This is a genomic window from Aeromonas oralensis, from assembly GCF_049665575.1.
GTDB lineage: Bacteria > Pseudomonadota > Gammaproteobacteria > Enterobacterales > Aeromonadaceae > Aeromonas > Aeromonas hydrophila.
In genome coordinates this window covers 3638862-3662005 of the sequence record NZ_CP187186.1, presented here as the reverse complement: position 1 = coordinate 3662005, position 23144 = coordinate 3638862, and the positions used below count along the sequence as shown (strand labels likewise).

General features: G+C 61.9%; 25 protein-coding genes and 4 pseudogenes. 19 read left to right on the top strand and 10 right to left on the bottom strand.

Annotated features, from left to right (window positions below; translation table 11 throughout):
• Positions 1-24: 24 nt before the first annotated feature.
• Both ACPDZI_RS16960 and ACPDZI_RS16955 read left to right on the top strand, forming a co-directional pair.
• Positions 25-1068, top strand: coding sequence for an ABC transporter ATP-binding protein (locus ACPDZI_RS16960; RefSeq protein ID WP_438833519.1), 1044 nt, complete (start codon positions 25-27; stop codon positions 1066-1068).
• Entirely contained in the window at positions 1065-2066 is a 1002-nt protein-coding gene (locus tag ACPDZI_RS16955) for an ABC transporter ATP-binding protein (RefSeq protein WP_438833518.1), read from the top strand. The genes ACPDZI_RS16960 and ACPDZI_RS16955 overlap by 4 nt, the downstream gene beginning before the upstream one ends.
• 685 nt (positions 2067-2751) lie before the next feature.
• Here ACPDZI_RS16955 and ACPDZI_RS16950 read toward each other — a convergent pair.
• Positions 2752-4203, bottom strand: a complete 1452-nt coding sequence (locus ACPDZI_RS16950) for an aminoacyl-histidine dipeptidase (RefSeq protein ID WP_076360493.1) — start codon at positions 4201-4203, stop codon at positions 2752-2754.
• Between the two features lie 916 nt (positions 4204-5119).
• Here ACPDZI_RS16950 and gpt point away from each other — a divergent pair.
• The 6 genes and pseudogenes from gpt (at position 5120) to ACPDZI_RS16920 (ending at position 10833) form a co-directional block, all read left to right on the top strand.
• On the top strand, positions 5120-5587 hold the full coding sequence (gene gpt, locus ACPDZI_RS16945; protein WP_016351815.1) for a xanthine phosphoribosyltransferase: 468 nt from the start codon (positions 5120-5122) through the stop codon (positions 5585-5587).
• 119 nt (positions 5588-5706) lie between these two features.
• Positions 5707-6975, top strand: coding sequence for an esterase FrsA (gene frsA, locus ACPDZI_RS16940; RefSeq protein ID WP_011707188.1), 1269 nt, complete (start codon positions 5707-5709; stop codon positions 6973-6975).
• Between the two features lie 61 nt (positions 6976-7036).
• Positions 7037-7429, top strand: coding sequence for a sigma factor-binding protein Crl (gene crl / locus ACPDZI_RS16935; protein ID WP_011707187.1), 393 nt, complete (start codon positions 7037-7039; stop codon positions 7427-7429).
• Between the two features lie 160 nt (positions 7430-7589).
• A pseudogene (proB, locus tag ACPDZI_RS16930) lies at positions 7590-8693 on the top strand (glutamate 5-kinase).
• A gap of 93 nt (positions 8694-8786) precedes the next feature.
• Positions 8787-10041, top strand: a pseudogene (locus ACPDZI_RS16925) (glutamate-5-semialdehyde dehydrogenase).
• Between the two features lie 153 nt (positions 10042-10194).
• Positions 10195-10833, top strand: a complete 639-nt coding sequence (locus tag ACPDZI_RS16920; RefSeq protein ID WP_438833517.1) for a murein L,D-transpeptidase catalytic domain family protein — start codon at positions 10195-10197, stop codon at positions 10831-10833.
• Positions 10834-10897: 64 nt separating this feature from the next.
• Here ACPDZI_RS16920 and ACPDZI_RS16915 read toward each other — a convergent pair whose 3' ends face one another.
• Positions 10898-11329 carry a universal stress protein gene (locus ACPDZI_RS16915; RefSeq protein WP_060389869.1) on the bottom strand — a complete coding sequence of 144 codons (432 nt, stop codon included), beginning with the start codon at positions 11327-11329 and terminating at the stop codon, positions 10898-10900.
• Positions 11330-11515: 186 nt separating this feature from the next.
• Between ACPDZI_RS16915 and ACPDZI_RS16910 the strand changes: the two genes are divergently transcribed.
• A complete protein-coding gene (locus ACPDZI_RS16910; RefSeq protein WP_168966539.1) occupies positions 11516-12259 on the top strand; it encodes a hypothetical protein in 744 nt (247 codons plus the stop codon).
• A gap of 61 nt (positions 12260-12320) precedes the next feature.
• Positions 12321-12692 (top strand): FlxA-like family protein, encoded by a 372-nt coding sequence (locus ACPDZI_RS16905; protein ID WP_076360488.1) that lies wholly within the window; start codon positions 12321-12323, stop codon positions 12690-12692.
• Here the strand turns inward: ACPDZI_RS16905 and ACPDZI_RS16900 are convergent.
• The 4 genes and pseudogenes from ACPDZI_RS16900 to ACPDZI_RS16885 form a co-directional block, all read right to left on the bottom strand.
• Positions 12682-12849, bottom strand: a complete 168-nt coding sequence (locus ACPDZI_RS16900; protein ID WP_207136881.1) for a hypothetical protein — start codon at positions 12847-12849, stop codon at positions 12682-12684. The two genes, ACPDZI_RS16905 and ACPDZI_RS16900, sit on opposite strands and share 11 nt — an antisense overlap.
• 7 nt (positions 12850-12856) lie before the next feature.
• Entirely contained in the window at positions 12857-12955 is a 99-nt protein-coding gene (locus tag ACPDZI_RS16895) for an RNA methyltransferase (protein ID WP_207136570.1), read from the bottom strand.
• A gap of 7 nt (positions 12956-12962) precedes the next feature.
• Positions 12963-13061 carry an RNA methyltransferase gene (locus ACPDZI_RS16890; protein ID WP_236662822.1) on the bottom strand — a complete coding sequence of 33 codons (99 nt, stop codon included), beginning with the start codon at positions 13059-13061 and terminating at the stop codon, positions 12963-12965.
• A gap of 7 nt (positions 13062-13068) precedes the next feature.
• A pseudogene (locus tag ACPDZI_RS16885) lies at positions 13069-13574 on the bottom strand (RNA methyltransferase).
• A gap of 197 nt (positions 13575-13771) precedes the next feature.
• On the opposite strand from ACPDZI_RS16885, the gene ACPDZI_RS16880 reads away from it, so the two are divergent.
• From ACPDZI_RS16880 to ACPDZI_RS16870, 3 genes and pseudogenes are all read left to right on the top strand, one after another.
• Complete coding sequence (locus tag ACPDZI_RS16880) at positions 13772-14863, top strand: PfkB family carbohydrate kinase (protein WP_438833516.1); 1092 nt, start codon at positions 13772-13774, stop codon at positions 14861-14863.
• Positions 14857-15765 (top strand): pseudouridine-5'-phosphate glycosidase, encoded by a 909-nt coding sequence (locus ACPDZI_RS16875; RefSeq protein ID WP_438833515.1) that lies wholly within the window; start codon positions 14857-14859, stop codon positions 15763-15765. The genes ACPDZI_RS16880 and ACPDZI_RS16875 overlap by 7 nt, the downstream gene beginning before the upstream one ends.
• Positions 15766-15876 (top strand): annotated as a pseudogene (locus tag ACPDZI_RS16870) (pseudouridine-5'-phosphate glycosidase); the annotation flags it as partial.
• A 76-nt stretch (positions 15877-15952) separates the two neighbouring features.
• Here ACPDZI_RS16870 and ACPDZI_RS16865 read toward each other — a convergent pair.
• Positions 15953-16678: a carbonic anhydrase gene (locus ACPDZI_RS16865; protein WP_336989084.1), complete on the bottom strand. Its 726-nt coding sequence runs from the start codon at positions 16676-16678 to the stop codon at positions 15953-15955.
• A 449-nt stretch (positions 16679-17127) separates the two neighbouring features.
• Between ACPDZI_RS16865 and ACPDZI_RS16860 the strand changes: the two genes are divergently transcribed.
• Together ACPDZI_RS16860 and ACPDZI_RS16855 are read left to right on the top strand one after the other, a co-directional pair.
• Positions 17128-18105, top strand: coding sequence for a cytochrome-c peroxidase (locus ACPDZI_RS16860; RefSeq protein WP_241417364.1), 978 nt, complete (start codon positions 17128-17130; stop codon positions 18103-18105).
• Between the two features lie 243 nt (positions 18106-18348).
• Positions 18349-19104: a DNA/RNA non-specific endonuclease gene (locus ACPDZI_RS16855; RefSeq protein ID WP_408798239.1), complete on the top strand. Its 756-nt coding sequence runs from the start codon at positions 18349-18351 to the stop codon at positions 19102-19104.
• A gap of 45 nt (positions 19105-19149) precedes the next feature.
• On the opposite strand, the gene ACPDZI_RS16850 is transcribed toward ACPDZI_RS16855, so the two are convergent.
• Genes ACPDZI_RS16850 through ACPDZI_RS16840 form a run of 3 tightly spaced genes read right to left on the bottom strand, consistent with a single transcriptional unit; the run spans position 19150 to position 20972 of the window.
• The gene (locus ACPDZI_RS16850) at positions 19150-19365 is read right to left on the bottom strand and encodes a hypothetical protein (protein ID WP_408798240.1); all 216 of its coding nucleotides are present in this window, start codon (positions 19363-19365) and stop codon (positions 19150-19152) included.
• A 47-nt stretch (positions 19366-19412) separates the two neighbouring features.
• On the bottom strand, positions 19413-20489 hold the full coding sequence (locus ACPDZI_RS16845; RefSeq protein ID WP_438833514.1) for a methyltransferase: 1077 nt from the start codon (positions 20487-20489) through the stop codon (positions 19413-19415).
• An 18-nt stretch (positions 20490-20507) separates the two neighbouring features.
• Positions 20508-20972, bottom strand: a complete 465-nt coding sequence (locus ACPDZI_RS16840) for a hypothetical protein (RefSeq protein WP_438833513.1) — start codon at positions 20970-20972, stop codon at positions 20508-20510.
• A 176-nt stretch (positions 20973-21148) separates the two neighbouring features.
• On the opposite strand from ACPDZI_RS16840, the gene ACPDZI_RS16835 reads away from it, so the two are divergent.
• From ACPDZI_RS16835 to ACPDZI_RS16820, 4 genes are read left to right on the top strand one after another with little or no spacing between them, the layout of a single operon-like run.
• Complete coding sequence (locus ACPDZI_RS16835) at positions 21149-21862, top strand: beta-ketoacyl synthase chain length factor (protein WP_438833512.1); 714 nt, start codon at positions 21149-21151, stop codon at positions 21860-21862.
• Positions 21847-22605 carry a lysophospholipid acyltransferase family protein gene (locus tag ACPDZI_RS16830; RefSeq protein ID WP_219312302.1) on the top strand — a complete coding sequence of 253 codons (759 nt, stop codon included), beginning with the start codon at positions 21847-21849 and terminating at the stop codon, positions 22603-22605. Before ACPDZI_RS16835 ends, ACPDZI_RS16830 begins: the two co-directional genes overlap by 16 nt.
• 17 nt (positions 22606-22622) lie before the next feature.
• A complete protein-coding gene (locus tag ACPDZI_RS16825) occupies positions 22623-22889 on the top strand; it encodes a phosphopantetheine-binding protein (protein WP_005297932.1) in 267 nt (88 codons plus the stop codon).
• Positions 22890-22892: 3 nt separating this feature from the next.
• The gene (locus ACPDZI_RS16820; protein WP_011707160.1) at positions 22893-23141 is read left to right on the top strand and encodes an acyl carrier protein; all 249 of its coding nucleotides are present in this window, start codon (positions 22893-22895) and stop codon (positions 23139-23141) included.
• Positions 23142-23144 lie beyond the last annotated feature (3 nt).

The window sequence follows — 23144 nt, the reverse complement described above, 5'->3', positions numbered from 1 at the left end:
ATGGCGCAGAAGGGAGCAGCAGTCATGTCCAACACACAGGCTCCTCACCCCGGTGTCCGGGAGCATGGGAAGGATGGCCAGAGCAAGGCCCCCATTCTGGAGGTGCGCGATCTGGCGGTGGAGTTTGCCGTCGATGACGGCAAGATCAAGGTGCTCGACGGAGTCAGCTTCCAGGTGGCCCCAGGCCAGACGCTGGGGGTGGTCGGCGAGTCCGGCTGCGGCAAGAGCGTCACCTCGCTCGCCATCATGGGGCTGTTGCCCAAACCCCATGGCCAGGTGGTAGGAGGCTCCATCCGCTTTCAGGGGGAGGAGCTGCTGTCGCTTGCGCCGGATCAGATGTACAAGGTGCGCGGCAACCGTATCTCGATGATCTTTCAGGAGCCGATGACGGCGCTCAACCCGGTGCAGACGGTCGGCGATCAGCTGATGGAGGTGTTTCGCCTCCACCGCCCCGACTACAGCAAGGCCCAGCGCAGGGAGGCGGCCATCGCCATGCTGCAGAAGGTGGGGATCCCCGAGCCCGCCCAGCGCTTTGCCGTCTATCCCCACAACCTCTCCGGCGGCATGCGCCAGCGGGTGATGATCGCCATGGCGCTCGCCTGCGAGCCGGCGCTGCTTATCTGCGACGAGCCGACCACGGCGCTCGATGTGACCATTCAGGCCCAGATCCTGGAGCTGATGAAGGAGCTGCAGGCCCAGACCGGCATGGCCATCATCTTCATCACCCACGATCTCGGGGTGGTGGCGGAGCTGTGCGACGAGGTGGTGGTGATGTATGCCGGCCGGGCGGTGGAGCAGGCCGATGTGTTCGAGCTGTTTGACCACCCGCGCCATCCCTATACTCATGGTCTGATGAGCTCGATCCCGCGGCTCGAGGATGAGCCCAAGAGCCTGCTCAAGACCATCAAGGGGCAGGTGCCGGCCCTGCACGAGATGCCTGCAGGGTGCCGTTTCTCCAACCGTTGTCCCCATGCTAACGAGATCTGTGTGAGGGCCATTCCGGCCACCGAGCAGCTCGCCGAGCGGCACGGGGTGGCCTGCCACCACTGGAGGGAGCTAGCCGTATGAAGACGCTTTTATCGGTGCGCGACGTGAAGCAGCACTTCCAGCTGGGCGGCGGCTTGCTGCGCAAGAAGTACCATGTCTACGCGGTGGACGGCATCAGCTTCGATCTCAAGCAGGGAGAGACGTTGGGGCTGGTGGGTGAGTCCGGCTGCGGCAAGTCGACCCTGGGGCGCACCCTGCTCAAGCTGTTCGAGCCGACCGCCGGCACCATCACCTTCGAGGGACGTGACATCACCCACCTCCCGCCCAAAGAGATGCGATCTTTGCGCCAGGAGATGCAGATCGTGTTTCAGGATCCTGCGGAATCCCTTAACAGCCGCCACACGGTGGGGCAAATCCTGGAGGAGCCCTTCGTCATCCACGGCAAGGGCAACGCCGAACAGCGGCGGGTCTGGGTGCAGGAGTTGCTGGAGAAGGTGGGGCTGCCCAGCAGCGCGGTGGATCGCTATCCCCATGAGTTTTCGGGCGGCCAGCGCCAGCGCATCGGCATCGCCCGGGCCATCGCCCTCAAGCCCAAGCTGCTGGTCTGTGACGAGGCGGTGTCGGCGCTGGATGTGTCGGTGCAGTCCCAAATCGTCAACCTGCTGCTCACCCTGCAGCGGGAGATGAACCTCGCCATCATCTTCATCGCCCACGACCTGTCGGTGGTCAAGCACATCTCGGATCGGATTGCGGTGATGTATCTGGGCCGGATCGTTGAACTGGCCGAGGCCCAGTCGCTCTACCTGGCGCCCCGCCACCCCTATACCCAGGCGCTCATCTCGGCCATTCCGGTGCCGGACCCGCGTCGGCGCAGCCAGCGCATCCTGCTGACGGGGGATGTGCCGTCTCCCATCTCGCCGCCGAGCGGCTGCCACTTTCATCAGCGCTGCCCTTACGCCGGCGAGCTGTGCCGCACCAAGGCGCCGAGCCTGCAGCCGTGCGACGGGGCCGATCATCAGGTGGCCTGCCACACGCCGTTGCCGCTGGCCGAGGCGATCCCCCTGGGAAAGGCGGTATGATGCCGGTGCCCGCATCGCAGCAAGATGGCACGGGAAACAGCGAATAAAAAATGGGGCCTGCGGGCCCCATCTTCATGGTTGGAGTTCAGGTTTGGCCGTGGAACATCTGGCCAGGGCAGGACAGCTCCCCCGCAAGGGGATGGCTGCTGTGTGGATTGCTGTATTTTGTATTTTGTAATTTTACTACTTAAATGTTCGATCACGCTTTCACGAAATTGCCCGCTGGCGGCATCAGGCGCCATAGCGGAAGTAGTAGTTGCGGGTTGCCGGCGCATAGGTATCTTTCTCTACGACGCCTTTCTTGCTGGTTACACCCTTCAGGTGGAACAGAACTGCCAGATTCTCAAACATATATTCACCTCATTGCTCTGTCGTTGATTTGTTATCTGTGACCTGGGTCACGCTTTGATCCTATGGCCTTCTGTGAGCTGGATCAACTTTTTGTGTTGTAAATTTACATAAATCATAGAAAGGGTTTTCAAATCCAAGGTTGCTTATGGAGACGGTTTCAGCAGGCTCTCAGATTGACACCTGGTGGTCTGGCTGGCCTGTGTGAGAGGCGGATGGGGGAGGCAGAGCCGTCCGGCGGTTTCGAGGGGAAACATGCCAAGGGTGGGAGCAGGCAAAAAAATACCCCGCACCTGGCGGGGTATGTGGTGTGGCCGGTCGGCCTTGGCCTGCGGGCTTATTTGGCCGGGATCTGTTCCAGCACGTGAACCAGCAGCTGCCAGAACCGCTCGACTGCCGGAATGTGCACCTTCTCGCCCGGGGCGTGGGCACCACGGATGGTCGGGCCGAAGGAGACCATGTCCCACTCCGGGTAGGCGCTCTTGAACAGACCGCACTCGAGGCCGGCGTGGATCACCATGACGTTCGGCATCTCGCCGAACAGGGTCTGGTAGCTGTTGCGTACCAGCGCCATCACCGGGGAGTCCACGTTCGGTGCCCAGCCCGGGTAGGCGCCGGTAAACTCGCAGCTGGCGCCAGCCAGATTGAACAGGGAGCGGGTCATCTGTTCGACGCTCTCGCGACCGGAGTCGATGAGGGAGCGGATCAGGCACTGTACGTACACTTCGCCATCCTGGGTCTTGATGACCCCCAGGTTGGTGGAGGTCTCGGTCACGCCCGGGATGGCATCGCTCATGCGGATGACGCCGTTCGGGCAGGCCATCAGGGAGTCCAGCAGGCGGGCCTGCAGGGACTCGCTCATCAACTGGACCGGTTTATCCTGAGTGGTGAGCAGCACGGTCAGATTGGCTTCGGTGGCGGCGAGCTCGCTCTGGTAGATGCCGGTATAACGGTCAACCAGGGCCTTGAATTCGTTGACGCTGGCGGCGGGCACCAGCAGCTTGGCACGGGCCTCGCGCGGGATGGCGTTGCGCAGGGTGCCGCCATGGATCTCGGCCAGACGCACGCCCAGCGGGTCGGCGGCCTTGAGCAGACGCACCAGCAGCTTGTTGGCGTTGCCGCGGCCGCGATGAATGTCGACCCCGGAGTGACCACCGCGCAGGCCCTTGACCTGCAGCTCGAAACCTTCGCCCTCGGTGGCGGCGACCAGCTCCAGCGGGAAGCGGATATTGGCATCCACCCCGCCGGCGCAGCCCATGTAGACCTCGCCATCCTCTTCGGAGTCGGTGTTGAGCAGGATCTCGCCCTCCAGCCAGCCCGCTTCCAGACCGAAGGCGCCGGTCATGCCGGTCTCTTCGTCGGTGGTCAGCAGCACTTCCAGCGGACCGTGCTTGATGGTCTTGTCGGCCAGCACGGCCAGGCAGCCAGCCATGCCCATGCCGTTGTCGGCACCCAGGGTGGTGCCGCGGGCGGTGACCCATTCACCGTCGATGTAGGCATCGATGGGATCCTTGGTGAAGTCGTGCTGGGTGTCGGCGTTGGCCTGCGGCACCATGTCGATGTGCGCCTGCAGCACCACGGCTTTGCGGTTTTCCATCCCCGGCGTGGCCGGTTTTTTGATGATGATGTTGCCGACGGCATCTTGCTTGACCGCCAGACCTTCCCCTTGGGCCCATTGGACGATCCAGGCGCTCAGCTGGGCCTCGTGCTTGGAAGGGTGGGGGATGGAGCAGATCTGTTCGAAGAAATGCCAAATCAGTTTGGGAGAGAGAGAACTAAGCTGTGCCACGTCGGGACTCCTTACCAGCACGGAAGATGACAGGGCCCCGGCAGCGGGGCGAGCAAGAGGATAACGATAATACAGTCAATCACACAAAAATGTGAGCGATCAGCGCAAATTGCGGGCGGCTTGTGCTGGCAAGCGGGGGAATGGCAGCGTACAGCTCCGGTATGGATGAAACGAACCAGCACAAAAGAAAATTTGTGACTCAAATCACAAAAATATTGAGTTTATGGCGCCGGCTGGTAAATTAACGACCGTGGTTCGCCACCCGTCAGGATGACGATGAATGCCTCCAGGGAACCGAAGCAAAGCAAGTGCGCCTCCATGGAACCGAGTGTCCGTTCAAGGATCTGAACCCGCATTAAGGTACGTAACTTGTTAAGCAATCAGGAGTTTATCATGTCAGGCAGCAATTCAACCTATTGGTTCGCCCAGTCTCTTTATACCCAGGGTTTCAACTATCCGAATCCCTACGCCAGCCGCCGTTAAGGCAGGTTGCCGGCCGGGCTGACAGGCAGATCGAAAACAGCAGGCGAGTGAGGAATCTATCCTCCCCCTGCTATTTTTTTATCTGCTGCTCGGCGAACTCCGTCCGGGAGAGGGAAAAGAGGGAGTCAGCCGGACTTGCTTCGATTTTTTTCCTGCATTTCGCATACGTTTGCCAGTCAATTTATCCGCAAACGATGGTATCATGCCGGCCCAACAGCCTGTCTGCGGTCCTGCCCCCTCTGTGACATGACCGCCAGCTCTGCCCATCCTGCTTTCATTGCATCTGTTTTCGCTGCCGAGGGTCTTCTCCCGAGGCGGTCGTGGTGCAAGCCGAATTTGGGAAAAGGGCCGTCAGCATTAACGAAATCACGTGCGTCAGCACGGGTTTTTAAGTCGTAAGTGATTGTTTTTATAACTCGTTGAGATCGATAGCATGCCAAAAAAATTCTACGTATCGTGGGACAACCTGCAACGTGAAGCGCGCCGTCTGGCCCGTCGTCAACTGCCCGTCAGCCAATGGAAAGGGATCATCGCGGTCAGCCGTGGCGGCCTGGTACCGGCTGCTCTGATGGCCCGTGAACTTGGCATCCGCAACGTCGAAACCCTGTGCATCTCCAGCTATGACCACAACAGCCAGCGTGATCTGGTGGTGGTGAAGGCCGCCACCACCGCGGGTGACGGCGAAGGCTGGCTGGTGGTGGAAGATCTGGTGGACACAGGCACCACCGCCAAAGCGATCCGCGAGCTCTACCCCAAGGCCAAGTTCATTGCGATCTTCGCCAAGCCCATGGGCGAGCAACTGCTGGATGACTTCGAAGTCGCCATCCCGCAGGACACCTGGATCGAACAGCCGTGGGATATGGCGCTGGAGTTTGCCACGCCGATCTGCGACGAAGAGTAAGCAGCGAATCAGCTTCACAGGGCTCCTATGTGGAGCCCTGTTTTTTTGTGGTGCAACTGGCTGCCGGGCGGGAAAAGTGGTTAAGATGGAGCCATTGCATGACAGTATGAGTAATAGCTTTGGACTTGAACGACGACCTTAACCTGACCGAGAAGCTCTTTACCCGGGTGAAAAAGGTGCTGGAGACCTCGGAAGTCTCCAACTCCAGCCCGGTCGCGGAGCAGGATGACAATGTCGATGAGACCTTCATCGACGGTTCCATGTCATCGCGCTGGTATCGTCTGCTGCGCCGGCCGACCTGGGCCTGGCAGGGGGCGGACCCGGTCGAGGTGGAGCAGACCTTGGCCTGCATCGCCATGGGAGAGGGCGAGCGTACCCACGAGCGCTTCCTGGATACCATCAAGGGTTATGTGCCCGGCAACTGGGTCTATGAGTGGAGCCAGCTGGCTGGCCGCTACTTCAACCGGGGGCGCGAGCTGGTGGCACAGGGCGAGCGAGCCGCGGCCCTGAAAAGCCTGCTCAAGGCGGTGCGCTACTACTCCATCGCCAGCTATCCCCATCTGAAGAATGACGAGCTGGCGGATCAGGCCCAGCTGCTCGGCAACATGGCCTACCGCGAGGCGGGACGCCTGTTCAAGGTGCCGCTCAAGGAGCTGCAGGTGCCGTTTCGCGGCAAGCACATTCAGGGCTACCTGCATCTGCCGACCACCGACAAGCCGGTGCCTCTGGTCATCGTCAGCGGCGGCATCGATTCGCTGCAGGTCGACTTCCTCAATTTCTATCTCAAGTGCCTGGAGCCCAACGGCATCGGCATGCTGTCGCTCGACATGCCGGGCATCGGCTATGCCGAGCACTGGCCGCTGGTACAGGACACTAGCCGGCTGCATCAGGCGGTATTGAATCATCTGTCCGAAGTGGCCTGGGTCGATCACCAGCGCATCGCCATGGTGGGCTTTCGCCTGGCGGGCAATGTGGCGGCACGGCTCGCCTTCATCGAGCCGTTCAAGCTCAGGACCGTGGTCTGCATCGGCGCCGGCGTCAACCAGGTGTTTACCAATCAGGAGATGTTTGCCCGCTGCCCGCGCATGATGCGCGACGGGCTGGCCAACCGGCTGGGGGCCGATGCAGCCCAGTGGGAGTCGCTGCGTACCAAGTGCCAGGTATTTTCACTCAAGACGCAAGGATTGCTGGGGACTCGCACTTCCGTGCCGATATTGAGTATTGGACACAAGAAAGATTTTATTTGTCCCGAGCAGGATGTCCGGGCATTGGCGTCCGCCAGCCGTAACGGCAAGGCGGTGGTGTTCGACAAGCAACCCTTGCTGGAGGTATACGACGAGGCGTTGAAAGAGATGGTCGACTGGCTCAAGAAGCACCTATGTACATGATATAGCGCTAAAATATAACGTCATCCCAGGGTGATGTGGCTTGTTCAACAGGGAGGTTAACATGTCAGAAAGAGTGACCTACAAGCGACTGCTGAGGCAGTTTGCCGCGATTGGCCCCTATTTACGTGAGGACCTGTGTGAAGAGGGGCGTTACCGTTTCGACTGCCTTTCCGTCTGTGTCAGCGCCAAGCCGGCGCCGGACAAACGGGAATTCTGGGGCTGGTGGCTGGTGCTGGAGCAGCAGGATCACAGCTTCAGCTATCACTATCAGGTCGGCTTCTACAACGCCGAAGGGGAGTGGCTCAACAAGCCGCTGCCCAAGAAGCATCAGGCTGAAGTCGAACGTACCCTCAACCACTTCTACAAGCTCATCAGTGACAAGCTGCACCAGCTTGGTTGCCAGCTCGCTCCCGCCGAGCAGGTCACCAACGAGCTGACCGTCACCGCCGCCTGATGACCCGCCGCCCCGCCAGCCACCCATCGGCTGGCGGGGCGTTTCTTTGCTGCTTGCTCCGCTTTGCCTGCACCCGCCTCTGCCCTGGTGTTAATTGCCTTGCAGGGCAACAGGGCCGTGGGTATAAAGGGATTCCTTATATTTCAGCCTTTTTGCTCCCATGGAAAACAGAACCATAGTCGTCAAACTGGGCACCAGCGTGCTCACCGGGGGATCTTCCCAGCTCAATCGTGCCCACATGGTCGAGCTGGTCAGACAGTGTGCAGCCTTGCACCGTCACGGCCACAGGGTCGTGGTGGTCACCTCGGGGGCCATTGCGCCGGCCGTGAGCATCTAGGCCACCCTCCATTGGCGCCAACCCTGCCCAACAAGCAGATGCTGGCGGCCGTCGGCCAGACCCAGCTGATCCGGGTATGGCAGGATCTGTTCAACCTCTATGGGCTGCACATTGGCCAGATGTTGCTGACCCGCGCCGATCTGGAGGACAGGGAGCGTTACCTCAATGCCCGCGACACCCTGCGAACCCTGCTCGATCACCGCATCATCCCGGTCATCAACGAGAATGACGCGGTGGCGACCGCCGAGATCAAGGTGGGCGACAACGACAATCTCTCCGCCCGTGCCGCCATCCTGGCCGATGCGGATCTGCTGATCCTGCTCACTGACCAGAAGGGGCTGTTTACCGCCGATCCCCGTACCAACCCGGATGCCCAGCTCATCGAAGAGGTGCAAACCATCGACGACACCCTGCGCAAGCTGGCGGGTGACAGCGTCAGCGGGCTCGGTACCGGCGGCATGGCCACCAAGCTGCAGGCCGCCGACGTGGCGCGCCGCGCCGGCGTCAACGTGGTGATCGCCACCGGCCAGATGCCGGAAGTGGTCGGCCCGTCTCGCCAAGGGCGAGCGCATCGGCACCCTGTTCCCGGCGCTGGCGTCGCCGCTGGAAGGGCGCAAGAGCTGGATCCTGGCAGGGCCCCCTCCTCACGGCGAAGTGCAGGTGGATCAGGGGGCCGTGGCCGCCATGCAGGAGAAGGGCTCCAGCCTGCTGCCCAAGGGCATAGTGGCGGTGAAGGGCGATTTCGTGCGTGGCGACGTGGTGCGCATTCTTGACCCCAAGGGGGCCGAGCTGGCGCGCGGCATCTGCCGTTACAATCACCTGGAGCTGGACAAGCTGCGCGGCGTCCATTCGGACAACATCGAACAGGTGCTGGGTTACGGTTACGGTGCCGTGGCCATCCACCGCGACGACATGGTGCTGCTGTGAGTCGCCAGCCGCTGCCACGCAAGGGCAGCGGCACATCAAGATAAAGGGGGACGCTGCCATCGGGCGGCCCCGCAAGAACCAAAGGGAAGAGAGATGAGTCTGGAGAAAATGGGGCAGGCGGCCCGTGAAGCCGCCTATCAGCTGGCCACCGTCAGCACGGCGCAGAAGAATCGGGCGCTGGCCGCCATCGCCGACGAGCTGGAGGCGCGCAGCCACCAGATCCTGGCCGCGAACGAGAAAGACATCGCCGCCGGCCGTGCGGCGGGTTTGTCAGACGCCATGCTGGATCGGCTGCTGCTCAACCCGGCCCGGCTGGCCGGTATCGTGGCGGACGTGCGCAAGGTGATCTCCCTGGACGATCCGGTCGGGGCCGAAATCGACAGCCGGGTGCTGGAGAACGGCCTGCGCCTCTCCCGCCGCCGGGTGCCCATCGGCGTCATCGGCGTCATCTATGAGGCGCGTCCCAACGTCACCATCGATATCGCCAGCCTCTGCCTCAAGACCGGCAACGCCAGCATACTGCGCGGCGGGCCGCGAAACCTTCCACTCCAACCTGGAGCTGGTGCGGGTGATCCAGAGTGCGCTGGCGGCCTCAGGCCTGCCGCGCGATGCGGTGCAGTATATCGACAACCCGGATAGGGCGCTGGTGGGCGAGCTGCTGCGCCTCGACCGCTATGTGGACATGATCATCCCCCGCGGCGGCGCCGGGCTGCACAAGATGTGCAAGGAGAACAGCTCCATTCCGGTGATCATCGGCGGTTTCGGCATCAGCCACATCTTCGTGGACGAGAGCGCCGATCTGGCGCGCTCCCTGGCGGTCATCGACAACGCCAAGGTGCAGCGCCCCTCCGCCTGCAATGCCCTCGACAGCCTGCTGGTGCATGAGAAGGTCGCCGCGACCTTGCTGCCGCAGTTGGTGGGCCTGATGAACGAGCGCAAGGTGGCTCTGGTTGCGACCCCCGAGGCCATGCCGCTGCTGGCGGGCGCCGACAACCTGCGTGCCGCCGGCCCGGAAGACTTCGATACCGAGTGGCTCTCGCTGACCCTGGGGGTCAAGCTGGTGGCGGATGTGAATGAGGCGCTGGCCCATATGCGCGAGCACAACGCCGGCCACTCCGATGCCATCCTCACCAACGATCTGGCCAATGCCGAGCGTTTCGTCAACGGGGCCGGTTCGGCGGCGGTCTACGTCAACGCCTCCACCCGCTTCACCGACGGCGGCCAGTTCGGACTGGGTGCCGAGGTGGCGGTCTCGACCCAGATGCTGCACGCCCGCGGCCCCATGGGGCTGACCGAGCTCACCAGCTACAAGTGGGTGGGATTGGCGGACTACCTGAGTCGCGCCTGACGCCTTTGTGCTCCTGTGTGAAGATGCCGACTCAGGTCGGCATTTTTTTGCTTTTTTCTTGCCTGCTATCAGGGGCTTGCATATAACTATCCAGCGAGGTGTGGCGATATTTTGAGCGCTGCGCTAGCCACAAAAAAGGGAGCAGATTCAAGGATGAAGCAAACAGATTGGATGAAGCGCTGGGGGGCGCTCTGGCTGGGGTTGCCGCTGCTGCTGCTGGGGGCGCTCTGCTTTAGCAGCAACAGCCACGCCAGCTGGGATCAGGATCTCTACCGCCAGTTGGGGCTGGCCGGCAAGCTCGACAAACAGGTATTTCGCAAGGCCATCACCAGTTACCAGAGCGTGCGCCACAAGCGCAAACCCATTCTCACCATTATCGACTACAGCAAACCCTCGACCATGCGCCGGCTGTTCGTCATCGACGTGAAGCGCCACAAGCTGCTCTACCACACCTGGGTCAGCCATGGTCGCAACTCGGGCGAGTTGGCTGCCAACCAGTTTTCCAACCAGTTCAACTCCATGAAGAGCTCGCTCGGGGTCTATCGCACCGCCGAGACCTATCAGGGCAAGCACGGCTATTCGCTGCGCCTCGACGGCCTCAGCCCTGGCCAGAACAGCAATGCCCGCAAGCGCGCCATCGTGGTGCACGGCGCCGACTATGCCAGCCCGCGCCATCTGCGCAAATATGACAAACTGGGCCGCAGCTGGGGCTGCCCTGCACTGCCCAAGGAGCAGTCCAGGGCCATCATCGACATCATCAAGGGGGGCAGCGTCATCTACGCCCACGGCTGAGGCCTGCCGCGAGCCCAAATAAAAAGGCCAGCAGATGCTGGCCTTTTACAGTGAGACGTGGCGGCTACTTGCGCACCACCAGCACGGGGCAGGGGGCGTGGCGCACCACGGACTCGGCCACGCTGCCTACCAGCAGATGGCTGATGCCGGAGCGGCCGTGGCTGCCCATCACCACCAGGTCGGCTTTCTCTTCCTTGGCCTGCACGACGATCTCGTCGGCGGCGCGACCGAAGCGCACCTCGAAGGTGGCCGGAATAGGCAGGCTGGCGACCAGCTCCTTCATCTGGCTCTTGGCCTGACGCTCCATCTCGTGGGTGATCTCGATGGCGGTCATGTGCAGAATCTTGTAGCTGTCGAAGCCGTGCAGTTGATCCACCACGTGGACCAGTTTGAGTTCGGCCTGGTGGCTCTGGGCCATGAAGACGGCATAGTCGAGCACGGCTTGTGACATCTGGGAAAAATCGACCGGACAGAGCAGGGTTTTAATGGATGGCATATGAAGGCTCCCCTATGTTGGGTTACTAATGAATCTTATTGTCAATAATACCGATTCAGCGGGCAATAACCCTCGACTCGCTCGCAAAACCGGGAAAAAGAGGTGCGTTGCCGTCAGATCTTCATATCATGGGAAATGGCTTGGGCGCGGCTGCAAATGGCATCGCCTGCGGAGAAACGGTAAGACATGATTCGTTTGTTGCTTTCATTGACGTTGCTGATTTGCTGGCCGGGTCGGGCCGATCCCCTCGATGTCTATTGCGATGACTGGCCGGGCTTCTGCCAGCCGGATGGCAGGGGCGTCTATCTGGACATAGTGCGGGCCATCTATCAGCCCAACGGTTACCAGGTCATCCCGCGCATCGTGCCCTACAAGCGGGCCCTGGCGGTGATCGCCCAGAAAGGGGGCGACATGGCGATGGGGGTCTATCGGGACGAGGTGAGCGGTGTGCTGCAACCCCGTCATCCCGCCTCGGCCGATGATCTGACGGTGCTGATGCTCAATAAGTGGCGGCCTCAGTGGCAAGGGGAGCACAGTCTGAGCGGGCAGGGGGTGGTATGGCTGCGGGGCTGGGCCTTTGACAAGTACATACCGGTCTCCATGCGTTGGCACGAGATCGACAGCCACGACATGGCGCTGCAGCTGCTGGCCAAGGAGCGCTATCGCTACTACCTGACCGCCGGGGTGCTTTACTCGGCGGACGCCATCCCCGCCAACATGCAGCGGATCTTCCTGCGCTGGGTCCCGACTTATCCCATCTTTGCCGATACCGAGAAGGGGCGCAGCCTGCAACAGCTCTGGGATCAAGGTATGGCCAACCTGGTGCGACACGGCACCCTGGCCGAGATATACCGGCGCTACCGGCTCTATGACTACTATCGTGATTTTATCGAAGAGCAGGAGCAGAGGCTGAAGTTTGGTGACAATTGAGCCTTAAATATATCGATTAGCTGTCGATAATAGGGGTTCAACCGCCTTGAAGAGAGAGCATATGCAAGTGTCCCTGCCATCCAGCGCCATCAGCCGTCCCGATGCCTACACCAAGTCTGATGAACCTCAGGGGCGAGTGGCCCAGCTGGAGGCCAAAGCTGCCAAGATCAGGGAGCATCTAAAAGAGCTGGCCAGTCAGAAGGAAGATAAGGAGAAGGCAGATCCTCAGGCTGAAAAAGCGCGGCAAGATCACATGAATATGCTGCGTCAGCAGCTGGAGCAGATCATGGCCGAGATAGCGCGTCTGCGGGCGGAAGAGGCCAGAACAGGTGAGCCCGTAGCTGGCGAGTCGCAGGCCACACCTGCAGTCGCCAATGCCAGTCCCATCCCAAATGTGCTGCCGCCAAACAGTACTTTCTCCATCAGAGTCTGAGTCCCGTAACATCCACTGGCTTGCTGGTATGGGCGCTCAAGAGACCTTCTTGCTCTGCCTGCTCCGTTCTTGAACGTTTGGCCAGCCGGTCATAGAGGATCACGTTGACCGGGGCCACCAGATTCATGCAGCCCTTGGGTGTGGCTACGTAGATCATCTCCTGCTTACTTGGCACGCAGCTGCTTGGCCAGCCGGTCATAGAGGATCACGTTGACCGGGGCCACCAGATTCATGCAGCCCTTGGGTGTGGCTACGTAGAGCATTTGCTGCTTACTTGGCACGCAGCTGCTTGGCCAGCCGGTCATAGAGGATCACGTTGATCGGGGTCGCCAGACTCATGCTGCACTTGTGTGTGGCTACGTAGATCATCTCCTGCTTACTTGGCACGCAGTTGTTTGGCCAGCCGGTCGTAGAGGATCACGTTGACCGAAGCGGCCAGATTCATGCAGCCTTGCGTCGGGACGTAGATAACCTCCTGCACCGCCTTGAAGCGGGCGGGATCCAGAGTACCGTCCTCCGGGCCGAAGATGTAGAAGGCGCGTTCCGGGTGCACATACTCCGGCAGGGAAGTGGCCCCCTCGATCAGATCCACCAGCACCGGCGTGCAGCCAGCGGCACCATCTCCATCAGATCGTCGACCCCGAGCAGGGGGATCTTCTCCACCATCTGCTTGGTATCGGTGACGAAGCGGCGCGCCAGCTCGAAGCGGTTGCCGGTGTAGTAGACCTCGTCCGCCCCGTAGCAGCCGGCGGCACGCATCACGGCCCCCACGTTCTCCGGTGACTTGGGGTTGACCAGCCCGATGCAGCAATAGCCTGCCTCGCCGTGTGGCGTTGACTCATCCCCCTGTGGTGGCAGGCATTCGTGATCTGACTCTCTCATCTCGCTCTCCTCTGTGGCGGCGGCATTATAAGCCGTGCCCGCCGGCAAACGCAGAAAAAGTGACAGGTAGAGGCCGAGATTCGCTTGCTTCCTATCGTCTGCTTTTTGTGCGCAAGCCGACAATTCTTGCACGAGACGATGGTGAGTAAACGTTTTTCGTAAATAATAGACAAACGTTTGTAACTGGATGTTTGTCTATGACGGAACGTGAGCAAGAGATCCTCGCCCTGCTGCGCCAGGACCCCATGATTGCCCAGCAGGAGCTGGCAGACAGGCTCGGCATCAGCCGCTCGGCGCTGGCGAGCCATATCTCCAGCCTGATGCGCCAGGGCTATGTGCAGGGGCGCGGTTATGTGCTGCGCGAAGGGCCCTACGCCGTGGTGATCGGCGGTGCCAACATGGATATCTGCGGCTGCAGCCACGACAACCTGCGCATCGGCGACTCCAACCCGGGCAAGGTGCGTACCTCGGCTGGCGGGGTGGGGCGCAACATCGCCGAGAACCTGGCGCGGCTCGGCACCGACACCCGGCTGCTGAGCGCGGTGGGCAACGATCAATACGGCCATCATCTGCTGGACGTGACCCAGCGCGCTGGCGTCGACGTGCGCCAGGTGCTGATGCTGGATGGCCAGGCGACCTCCTGTTACCTCAGCCTGCACGATGGCAGCGGCGAGATGAGCTGCGCCGTCAACGACATGGCGATCATCGAGCAGCTCACCCCGGCCCGGCTCACCCCCTTGAGCGGTTTTCTCGGCGCGGCCCGGCTCTGGGTGCTCGACACCAACCTCGCCACCCACACCCTCGACTGGCTGTTCGAGCGCCAGGGGGAGCACATCATCTTCGTTGACACCGTCTCGGTGGCCAAGGTGGAGAAGATCCGCCCCTGGCTGCATCGCATCCACACCCTCAAACCCAACCGCAGCGAGGCGGAGCAGCTGTGCGGCTTCACCATCGCCGGGCCCGACACCTGGCCCATGGTGGCGGCCTGGTTCCACCGCGCCGGGGTGCAGCGGCTGTTCCTGAGCCTCGGCGATCAGGGGATTTTCTATAGCGACAGGGAGTGCCAGGGCCATCTGCCCGTGCTCGGCAGCCCGGTCGTCAACGTGACCGGCGGCGGCGATGCCTTCATGGCAGGGCTGGCCCACGCCTGGTTGCAGGAGCAGGGCATCATGGAGACAACCCGGTTCGCCCTCGGTTGCGCCGCCCTCACCGTCAATTGTTCCGATACCGTCTTTTCCGGCCTATCCAAGGCCGCCGTTGAACGCATGCTGGAGGAGTACCCATGTTGAACGCTTACCTCGATATCCAACCTGAAGTTGCCGCCGCGCTGGCCGCCGGCAAGCCGGTGGTGGCCCTGGAGTCCACCATCATCTCCCACGGCATGCCCTATCCCCAGAACGTGGAGACGGCGCGCCAGGTCGAGCAGGTTGTGCGCGACAACGGCGCCGTGCCGGCCACCATCGCCATCATCGATGGCCGCCTCAAGGTGGGTTTGGATGAGGGGGCGCTGGAGGCGCTGGGCCGGGCCGGTCATGCCGCCACCAAGTGCAGCCGCCGCGACATTCCCTTCGTTCTGGCCAACAAGGGGTTGGGGGCGACCACGGTGGCTTCCACCATGATCATCGCCGCCATGGCCGGGATCCGGGTGTTCGCCACCGGCGGCATCGGCGGCGTGCACCGCGGTGCCCAGGAGACCTTCGACATCTCGGCCGACCTACAGGAATTTGCCCAGACCCCGGTGGCCGTGGTCTGCGCCGGTGCCAAGTCGATCCTCGACATCGGTCTGACCCTGGAGTACCTGGAGACCCAGGGGGTGCCGGTGATCGGCTACCAGACCGAGGAGCTGCCCGCCTTCTACACCCGCGAGAGCGGCTTCAAGGTGGATTACCGCCTCGAGAGCCCGGCGGCAATCGCCGAGGCACTGCGTCTGAAGTGGGAGCTGGGGCTGGCGGGCGGCGCCGTGGTGGCCAACCCGATCCCGACCCAGTTTGCCATGCCTAAGGCCGACATCGACGCCGCCATTGCCCAGGCACTGCGAGAGGCGGACGAGCAGGGGGTGAAGGGCAAGGAGTCCACCCCCTTTCTGCTGGCTCGGGTGTGCGAACTGACCGGCGGCAACTCGCTGGCGGCCAACATTCAGCTGGTGCTGAACAACGCCGCGCTGGGAGCTCGCATCGCAGCCTGCCTGTAACTGCTGGCTCTGGTGCGTGAACTGACCGGCGGCAACTCGCTGGCTGCTAACATTACCCAGCTGGTGCTGAACAACGCCGCGCTGGGTGCGCGCATCGCCGCCAGCCTGTAACGGCTCGTGGAGAATGGAAAAGAGGGCCCGTGGGCCCTCTTTTTTTCATGTCGGCTCTATGAGTCGCCGGGGGGCGTTATTGCAGCACCAGCCGACCGTGCAGCGGCTGCACGGGGCGGTTGTTGGGGTGGTGCATCACCGCCTTGAAGGCGTCGATCTGGGCCTGGCTCACCTGCACCGGCTGCTTCATCACCAGCCAGCGCACCCCTTCCGAGCAGGGCGGCGTAGTCAGCGAGCCGCTGAAGCGGTAGTAGTCGTGTTTGATGGGCAGAAGTTGTTCGGCCGAGATCGGCTCATTGAGAGCGTGGATCTCGCCCGCCTTGGCTGGCAGCACCTGCCAGGCCTGGCTCAGGGCTGCATTGGCCTGGCCCGGCTCGAACATTACCGCCACCACCGCCAGCTCACCCTTGGCGTTGGCATGCACCAGGTGCCCCTCCAGCGGATAGGAGTGGCCCTTGATGAGGTTTTCGCTGGGGGCGTGGAAGTGGAACTGCTTGAGCTCAAAGCGCATGCCGTCGAGCTCAAGGCTGCTGCCCGGGGCATAGTCGACCTGCACCGTGTGGCCGTTGTTGGTGACGCTGCGGCCCCCCGCCAGGTAGTGAAACTGCAGCGGGGCCAGCTCGGCCTTGACCAGACCGTCGAGGTTGACCGGCGACTGGTTGCTGCCTGCACACTGGCCAAATTCCGGGGTCAGTCTGGCCCACTGCGCCGGGCCGGCCTCACCGCTGTATTCCCAATGGGGGGTGGCGGCGAAGGCGGTGGGGCAGAGCAACAGGGTGACGGCCAACAGGGACTTTCTCATCATGCATCCTTATCTTGATTGAAAAGCACGGCGATCCGTTTCCTGCATTGACGAGGAAATAACGGAAGGCATCATCTGAATTGCGGGATACAGAAGGTCAGACGGTATTTTTATTATTGGCTGGGTGATCGCCGACGATATTTATGATGCATTCAAGATGAATCTAAATAATGGGCGGTCACCTCTGCATATTGAATAATCGCTTTATTCAATGACAGCAATCTAATTAATTGGCTGTTATCGCAGATGAATTTGCTCATAATTCATTCATCAGAATTCAGCTCTTCTTTGCCGCGCAAGTCCCCGCCACCAGTCCGTCTGTAATATATTAATTCATTGTTTTTAATGTGGTTTTTGTTGGTCTCATTTGATCTTGAACAAATAATGCACAGGCTTTCCCGGGCAGGCTGAGGCTGCTGTTATGCACAGCCACAAGGGAGAGAGAAAAAATGAATAAATATTGTCTGTTGCTGGCGCTGGGCCTGCCAGGGATGGGGTGGGCGAACGAGCCGATCCAGCCGGTGGAAGCGGCCAAGGTGAGCGCACCGGAAAAAGTCGAGCTGGGCAAGATGCTGTTCTTCGAGCCGCGGCTCTCGAAATCCAACGCCATCTCCTGCAACTCCTGCCACAACCTGGCGACCGGCGGGGTAGACAACCAGGTCAGTTCCCTCGGCCACAAGTGGAAGGAGGGGCCGATCAACTCGCCCACCGTGCTCAACTCCAGCCTCAACTTCGTGCAGTTCTGGGATGGGCGCGCCAAGGATCTGCAGGCGCAGGCAGCGGGCCCCATCGAGAACCCGCTGGAGATGGCCTTCACCCACAAGCTGGCGGTGGAGACCCTGCACACACTGCCCGAGTACCGGGCCCGGTTCAGCGCCGTGTACGGCAAGGCGGACTTCGGCATCGACGAGGTGACCGATGCCATCGCCGCCTTCGAGGAGACCCTGGTCACCCCCAATGCGCCGTTCGATCGCTGGCTGAAGGGGGATGCCAAGGCGCTGACCGCGCAGCAGCTGAAGGGCTATCAGCTGTTCAAGGATAAGGGCTGCACCGCCTGCCACAACGGGGTGGCCATCGGCGGCAACTCCTACCAGAAGATGGGGTTGGTCAAGCCGTTCAAGACCGACAACCCGGCCCAGGGACGCGGTGGGGTGACCGGCGAGAAGCAGTTCATCGGCTGGTTCAAGGTGCCGACCCTGCGCAACATCGAGCTGACCTATCCCTACTTCCACGACGGCTCGGTGTGGGATCTGAAGGAGGCGGTGCAGGTCATGGCGGACATCCAGCTCGGCCAGACCCTGAGCGAGCAGGAGGCGGACGACATGACCGCCTACCTCAAGAGCCTGACCGGCGAGCAGCCGCAAATCGTGTTGCCTATTCTGCCGCCCTCCCAACCCGATACCCCCAGGCCTCAGGTCAAGAGCTGAGCGGGAGTGATGATTGCAGCGGAGCCACCGGCTCCGCTTTTTCATGCCTATCTATCTGATAAGCCAGTCAAAGTTGCTGCACTGACACAATGACAAAAGGATGACAATCCCCCAGCTGGCGACGCCGATTTTACCGATTTGCAGCCCTCTTCACATTTCCGACACGCTCACAATTTGTTCGATTGCCTTACTCATCCGACCTGGTGTCAAATCACTCCGCCTAATACAAGGAGTGGCATAATAATGAATAATATCAATAAATTAGTTCTGGCTATCGGATTCACTCTCACCACCTTCCCGAGCCTGGCGGCGGGCTTCCAATGCAAGGATCACGTCAAGCTCGGGGTGCCCAGCCAATCCAGTCAACTGCTGTGCCGGGACGGCTATGCCGCCGGTTACAACTACGACACCAAGGTTTCTGACTGGGTCTCTTACCGGATGACGGCCGCCAGCGCCCAGGGCCAGGTGCCGCGCAAGGATGCCTTTGCCGAGGACAAGGAGGTGCCGGTGCAGTTCCGCGCCACCCTGGCCGACTACAAGGGCTCCGGTTATGACCGTGGCCATCAGGCGCCAGCGGCGGACATGCGCTCCACCGCCACCACCATGAAGCAGAGCTTCCTGCTGACCAACATGACCCCGCAACTGCCGGCGCTCAACCAGGGGGCCTGGCGCATCCTGGAGGAGAAGACCCGGCAGTGGGCCATCGCCTATCAGGATGTCTATGTGATCACCGGCCCCATCTTCACCAACTCCGACGCCTCCATCGGCAACGGCGTGACCGTGCCCCACGCCTATTACCGGGTGGTGATGGATGTGGCCAACAAGGAGGCGATCGCCTTCATCTTGCCGCAGCAGAACGTGTCGGCCAGCAAGCTGGCAGACTACATAGTGACGGTGGATGCGGTGGAGGAGCAGACCGGGCTGGACTTCTTCGCCGAGCTGCCGGATGAGCAGGAAGAGGCCATGGAGTCTCAGATGATGGCCATGTGGGGCAACTGAGCCTGGTCATGAGCACCATGAAAACAGGGGCCGCGGCCCCTGTTTTCATTTGCTCAGTTCATCCCCGACCTTCTTGACGGTATCCCGGGTGCCGTGGCCGATCTCCCGGGTCACGTCGCGGGTGGTGTGGCCAATCTCGCGGGTCACGTTGCGAGTGGTGTGCCCCACGGTTCTGCCCGCCTCCTTGATGTCGGCGCAGCCGCCGAGCAGGCTGCCCAGGGTCAGGACAAGGGCCATCAGGGTCATGCAGTCACGCCTCATGCCGTGCTCCTTCTCGTTTCATCATCATCTCCATGCCGATGGCGGCATTATGGCCTCGTGTGCAACGGGCGGGCAACCAGCAGGGTGTGGCCCGGCCCCGGGATCTCGTGCTCGGCCTCCACGTGAAAGTGGGCCTCGCGCAGGCACTGGTACAGCTGTTTGGAGTGGTAGAAGCGGCTGTTGCCGTTGGCCAGACAGGTGAAGTAGAGGGAGGTGGCGTTGAGACTGAAACTGGCGGCTTCAAAGGATTGTCTGTCCCAGAACAGCTCCAGGATGCAGACCCGGGCGTCCGGTTTCATGGCCAGCCGGACCCGGTTCAGGATGGCGACGATCTGCGAGTGGCTGAAGCAGTCGAGAAACTGGCTCATCCACCAGATATCCGCCTCGCCGGGCAGGGGGCCCGCCTGCAGCAGATCCACCGGGTGGCCATGCACCCGTGCCGCCAGCCCCGCCTCCTCGATGTTGCTGCGGGCCAGCGCCAGCTGCTCGGGCAAGTCCAGGATGGTGACTTGCAGCGCCGGATCCCGCCTGGCGCAGGCGATGGCCCACTTGCCGGTGTTGCCGCCCAGATCGTAGAGGTGGCGCGGCTCGTAGCCGAACACCTTGTCCTGGGCCTGCTGGAAGGCCCAGTCGGAGTAGAAGTGATCGAAGGCGAACCAGCTGCGGCGGGCCGGTTCGGGCAGCTCGCTCAGGTGCGGATAGAGGGTCTGCCAGGGGCCGAACTCCTGCAGACCGGCCGGGGTGCCGTCACGGATGGCATCGAGCAGGTGGGCGAGAGGCTGATAGCAGACGTGCTGGGTGAAGTCGAGATTGACCCGGCTCATGGCGTCGTGCAGCAGGTATTTGCCGACCCGGCCCAGCACATAGTGCTCCTCGCTCAGATAGCAGAGTCCGCCGCCGAGCCCCATGTCCAGCAGCACGCCGGCGCCGTATTCGCTGAGCTGACACGCCTGGGCGATGTCGGCCAGCGCGGCCCCCCGCGAGCCGCGGGTCTCTAGATAGGCCAGCACCCCGGTTTCACGCAGGCACCAGCTGGCCTGAAACAGCATGGGCCCGAAGGCGATTTTCTGGGCCTCGCTGATGGCTTCCAGCGCATTGTAGGGATCCGCCTGATAGTGATTCACGGGGTGGCTCCTGCCGGATCAGCGGCTCTGGGGGCGGGCGAGTTCTGCCTGAATGGCCTGGTTCAGACCCAGTACCCAGCGGTTATAACTGCGGTGGATGCTGCCCTTGCCTTTGTCGTCCAGATTGACGCTGCTCACATAATTAATGGAATAATCGCGAGCGCTATAAGGAATATTGATCACCGCCTGATGCTGGCGCACATTGACCTGGCCTCGAATTAGTCCTGGCTGCTCCTGGCGCATTACCCAGCTCTTGCTGATGCCGGCCGTAATAATGGCATTGGCCACCTGTTCTTCGGTGAGATTGAAGGGCACCGGATTGGCTGCCATATTGCGAATTGGCTGGCTGGTGGAGCAGGCGGCAAGCAGGGCACAGGCCAGCAGCAGGGATATTTTATTAATGAGTTTCATAATATTTTCCTTGGGAAGGATATTCATCAATTTGAGCGTGGCAATGAGACAACACAAATAGTTTATTTTCAATCACCAAGGCGGTTGATAATCTGCGCTGGCTATTATTTTTGATGAATAATGGTATTATCCGCCGGTATTAAGCCGATGACGTCATTCAATGTCGTGGAGCAGGCACTGCCCGCCGGGTGAGTGCCTTTTATCGTCTTCGCGTCCACCCATCGATGTAAGGACAGGTTGCCCGAAACATGCTCTCTTTCTCGCTGCTGGATAGTCAGGCCCTGTCACCCGGTCTGGCAGATGAGGCTGCCTGGCAGGCGTGGGCGCAGCAGGGCCGCTGGCCGGTCGACCCGCCGTTTCCCGCCACCCCCTTGCTGCCGATGATGATGGCGCGCCGCCTGAGTCAGGGCGCCCGGCTGGCGGTGCAGGTGGGGCTGAGCCTGCTGGCCCGCCACCAGATAGACAGTGCCGTCTTCGTCAGCCGTCACGGCGAGCTGGCCCGCTCCATGACCCTGCTGCAGGCGTTGGCGGACGGGCAGGCGTTGTCGCCCACCGATTTCTCCATGTCGGTGCACAACACCGCCGCCGGGCTCTGCTCCATCCAGGGCAAGGCCGCCATCCCCATGACCTCGCTGGCCGCGGGGGAGAACAGCCTGATGGCGGGCCTGACCGAAGCGGTCTGCGCCCTGCAGGCCGGCGCCCGCCGGGTGTTGCTGGTGGCCTTCGAGGGGCCGGTGCCCGCGTTTCACCACCCCTGGCTGGCGGAAGAGGCGCCACCCCATGCGTTGGGGCTGGTGCTGACGGCGGGCGAAGAGTGGCGCTGCGCGGGGGCGCATCGCACCGCCGAGTCGGCTGCCCGCCCGCTGCCGCAGAGTCTGGCCTGCTGGCGTGCCCTGCTGCGAGGAGAGCCGACCCTGATCCTCGCTGATGACCGTCAGGAATGGAGATGGCAGCGTTGCTGAACCGGGGCTGGCGGCTGATCGGCACGGCTCTGGGCTTCACCCTGTTCGGGGTGGGCGGCCTGCTGCTCTCCCTGTGCTGGTTTCCGCTGCTGGCGCTCTGTCTGCGCGGCGAGCGGCGTCGTACCCTGGCCCAGCTCACCATTCGCCACAGCTTTCGGCTGTTTCTCGGCGTGTTGCGCGGCTGGGGAGTGCTCGATTACCGCGTGAGCGGCATGCCCGCCCACTTGCGCGGTGCCCTGGTGGTGGCCAATCACCCCAGCCTGCTCGATTACGTCATGCTGGCGGCCGAGATGCCGGTGTGCGACTGCATCGTCAAGCAGTCCCTCTGGCGCAACCCCTTCATCGGCGGCGTGGTGCGGGCCGCCGACTACCTGCCCAACGTGGCAGGCGAGGATCTGCTGGCCCTGTGCCAGGGGCGGATCCGGGCCGGCGGCCTGCTGCTGGTGTTCCCGGAGGGAACCCGCACCACCCCGGGCGAACCCATCAAGCTGCAGCGCGGCGCGGCCCAGCTGGCGGTGCGCAGCCAGGTGCCGTTGCAACTGGTGCGGATCCACTGCAGCACCCGATTTCTCACCAAGCAGGACAAATGGTTCAAGATCCCGGAAAATAAGCCGATTTTCACCATAGAATTCCTGCAGCAAGTGGCGGCGGACGAGGTGGTCGCCACCGGCCAGAGCAGTGCGCTGGCCGCCCGCCAGTTGACCCGGTTTCTCACCCAGGCCCTGCAACCGGGGCCCCAATGACAGCATGTGGAACAGTTATGCAAGACCTGCATCTAGAGATAAAACAACTCATCATCGACAGCCTCAACCTCGAGGGGCTCACCCCTGACGACATCGACAGTCAGGCGCCGCTGTTCGGTGACGGCCTGGGGCTGGACTCCATCGATGCGCTGGAGCTGGGCCTTGCCATCAAGGGCCGCTACGGCATCGTGCTCTCCGCCGAGGATGAAAACACCCGTCGTCATTTTGCCTCCGTCGCGGCGCTGGTCGCCCTGGTGCAGGCCCAGTCGAAAGGGGAGGCCTGAGCCATGACCCGTGACGACATCTTTGCCCAGATCAAGGCCGCCCTCGTCGAGCTGTTCGAGGTCGACGAAGAGGCCATCACCCCCGAGGCCCGTCTCTATCAGGATCTCGAGCTCGACAGCATCGACGCCATCGATCTGGTGGTGCACCTGCAGAAGCTGACCGGCAAGAAGATCAAGCCGGAAGAGTTCAAGTCGGTGCGCAGTGTCAACGACGTGGTGGATGCGGTCGAACGTCTGTTGGCAGACGCCTGATGC

Excerpts from the sequence above, each read along its gene's own strand:
- ACPDZI_RS16820 (WP_011707160.1), top strand. The coding sequence starts at position 22,893 with ATGACCCGTGACGACATCTTTGCCCAGATCAAGGCCGCCCTCGTCGAG.
- ACPDZI_RS16905 (WP_076360488.1), top strand. The coding sequence starts at position 12,321 with ATGCAAGTGTCCCTGCCATCCAGCGCCATCAGCCGTCCCGATGCCTAC.
- crl (WP_011707187.1), top strand. The coding sequence starts at position 7,037 with ATGTCAGAAAGAGTGACCTACAAGCGACTGCTGAGGCAGTTTGCCGCG.
- ACPDZI_RS16830 (WP_219312302.1), top strand. The coding sequence starts at position 21,847 with ATGGCAGCGTTGCTGAACCGGGGCTGGCGGCTGATCGGCACGGCTCTG.
- ACPDZI_RS16825 (WP_005297932.1), top strand. The coding sequence starts at position 22,623 with ATGCAAGACCTGCATCTAGAGATAAAACAACTCATCATCGACAGCCTC.
- ACPDZI_RS16875 (WP_438833515.1), top strand. The coding sequence starts at position 14,857 with ATGTTGAACGCTTACCTCGATATCCAACCTGAAGTTGCCGCCGCGCTG.
- ACPDZI_RS16880 (WP_438833516.1), top strand. The coding sequence starts at position 13,772 with ATGACGGAACGTGAGCAAGAGATCCTCGCCCTGCTGCGCCAGGACCCC.
- ACPDZI_RS16920 (WP_438833517.1), top strand. The coding sequence starts at position 10,195 with ATGAAGCAAACAGATTGGATGAAGCGCTGGGGGGCGCTCTGGCTGGGG.
- ACPDZI_RS16860 (WP_241417364.1), top strand. The coding sequence starts at position 17,128 with ATGAATAAATATTGTCTGTTGCTGGCGCTGGGCCTGCCAGGGATGGGG.
- ACPDZI_RS16910 (WP_168966539.1), top strand. The coding sequence starts at position 11,516 with ATGATTCGTTTGTTGCTTTCATTGACGTTGCTGATTTGCTGGCCGGGT.
- ACPDZI_RS16890 (WP_236662822.1), bottom strand. The coding sequence starts at position 13,061 with ATGATCTACGTAGCCACACACAAGTGCAGCATGAGTCTGGCGACCCCG.
- ACPDZI_RS16955 (WP_438833518.1), top strand. The coding sequence starts at position 1,065 with ATGAAGACGCTTTTATCGGTGCGCGACGTGAAGCAGCACTTCCAGCTG.
- ACPDZI_RS16900 (WP_207136881.1), bottom strand. The coding sequence starts at position 12,849 with ATGATCTACGTAGCCACACCCAAGGGCTGCATGAATCTGGTGGCCCCG.
- ACPDZI_RS16855 (WP_408798239.1), top strand. The coding sequence starts at position 18,349 with ATGAATAATATCAATAAATTAGTTCTGGCTATCGGATTCACTCTCACC.
- ACPDZI_RS16865 (WP_336989084.1), bottom strand. The coding sequence starts at position 16,678 with ATGAGAAAGTCCCTGTTGGCCGTCACCCTGTTGCTCTGCCCCACCGCC.
- ACPDZI_RS16895 (WP_207136570.1), bottom strand. The coding sequence starts at position 12,955 with ATGCTCTACGTAGCCACACCCAAGGGCTGCATGAATCTGGTGGCCCCG.
- gpt (WP_016351815.1), top strand. The coding sequence starts at position 5,120 with ATGCCAAAAAAATTCTACGTATCGTGGGACAACCTGCAACGTGAAGCG.
- ACPDZI_RS16835 (WP_438833512.1), top strand. The coding sequence starts at position 21,149 with ATGCTCTCTTTCTCGCTGCTGGATAGTCAGGCCCTGTCACCCGGTCTG.
- ACPDZI_RS16915 (WP_060389869.1), bottom strand. The coding sequence starts at position 11,329 with ATGCCATCCATTAAAACCCTGCTCTGTCCGGTCGATTTTTCCCAGATG.
- ACPDZI_RS16960 (WP_438833519.1), top strand. The coding sequence starts at position 25 with ATGTCCAACACACAGGCTCCTCACCCCGGTGTCCGGGAGCATGGGAAG.
- ACPDZI_RS16850 (WP_408798240.1), bottom strand. The coding sequence starts at position 19,365 with ATGAGGCGTGACTGCATGACCCTGATGGCCCTTGTCCTGACCCTGGGC.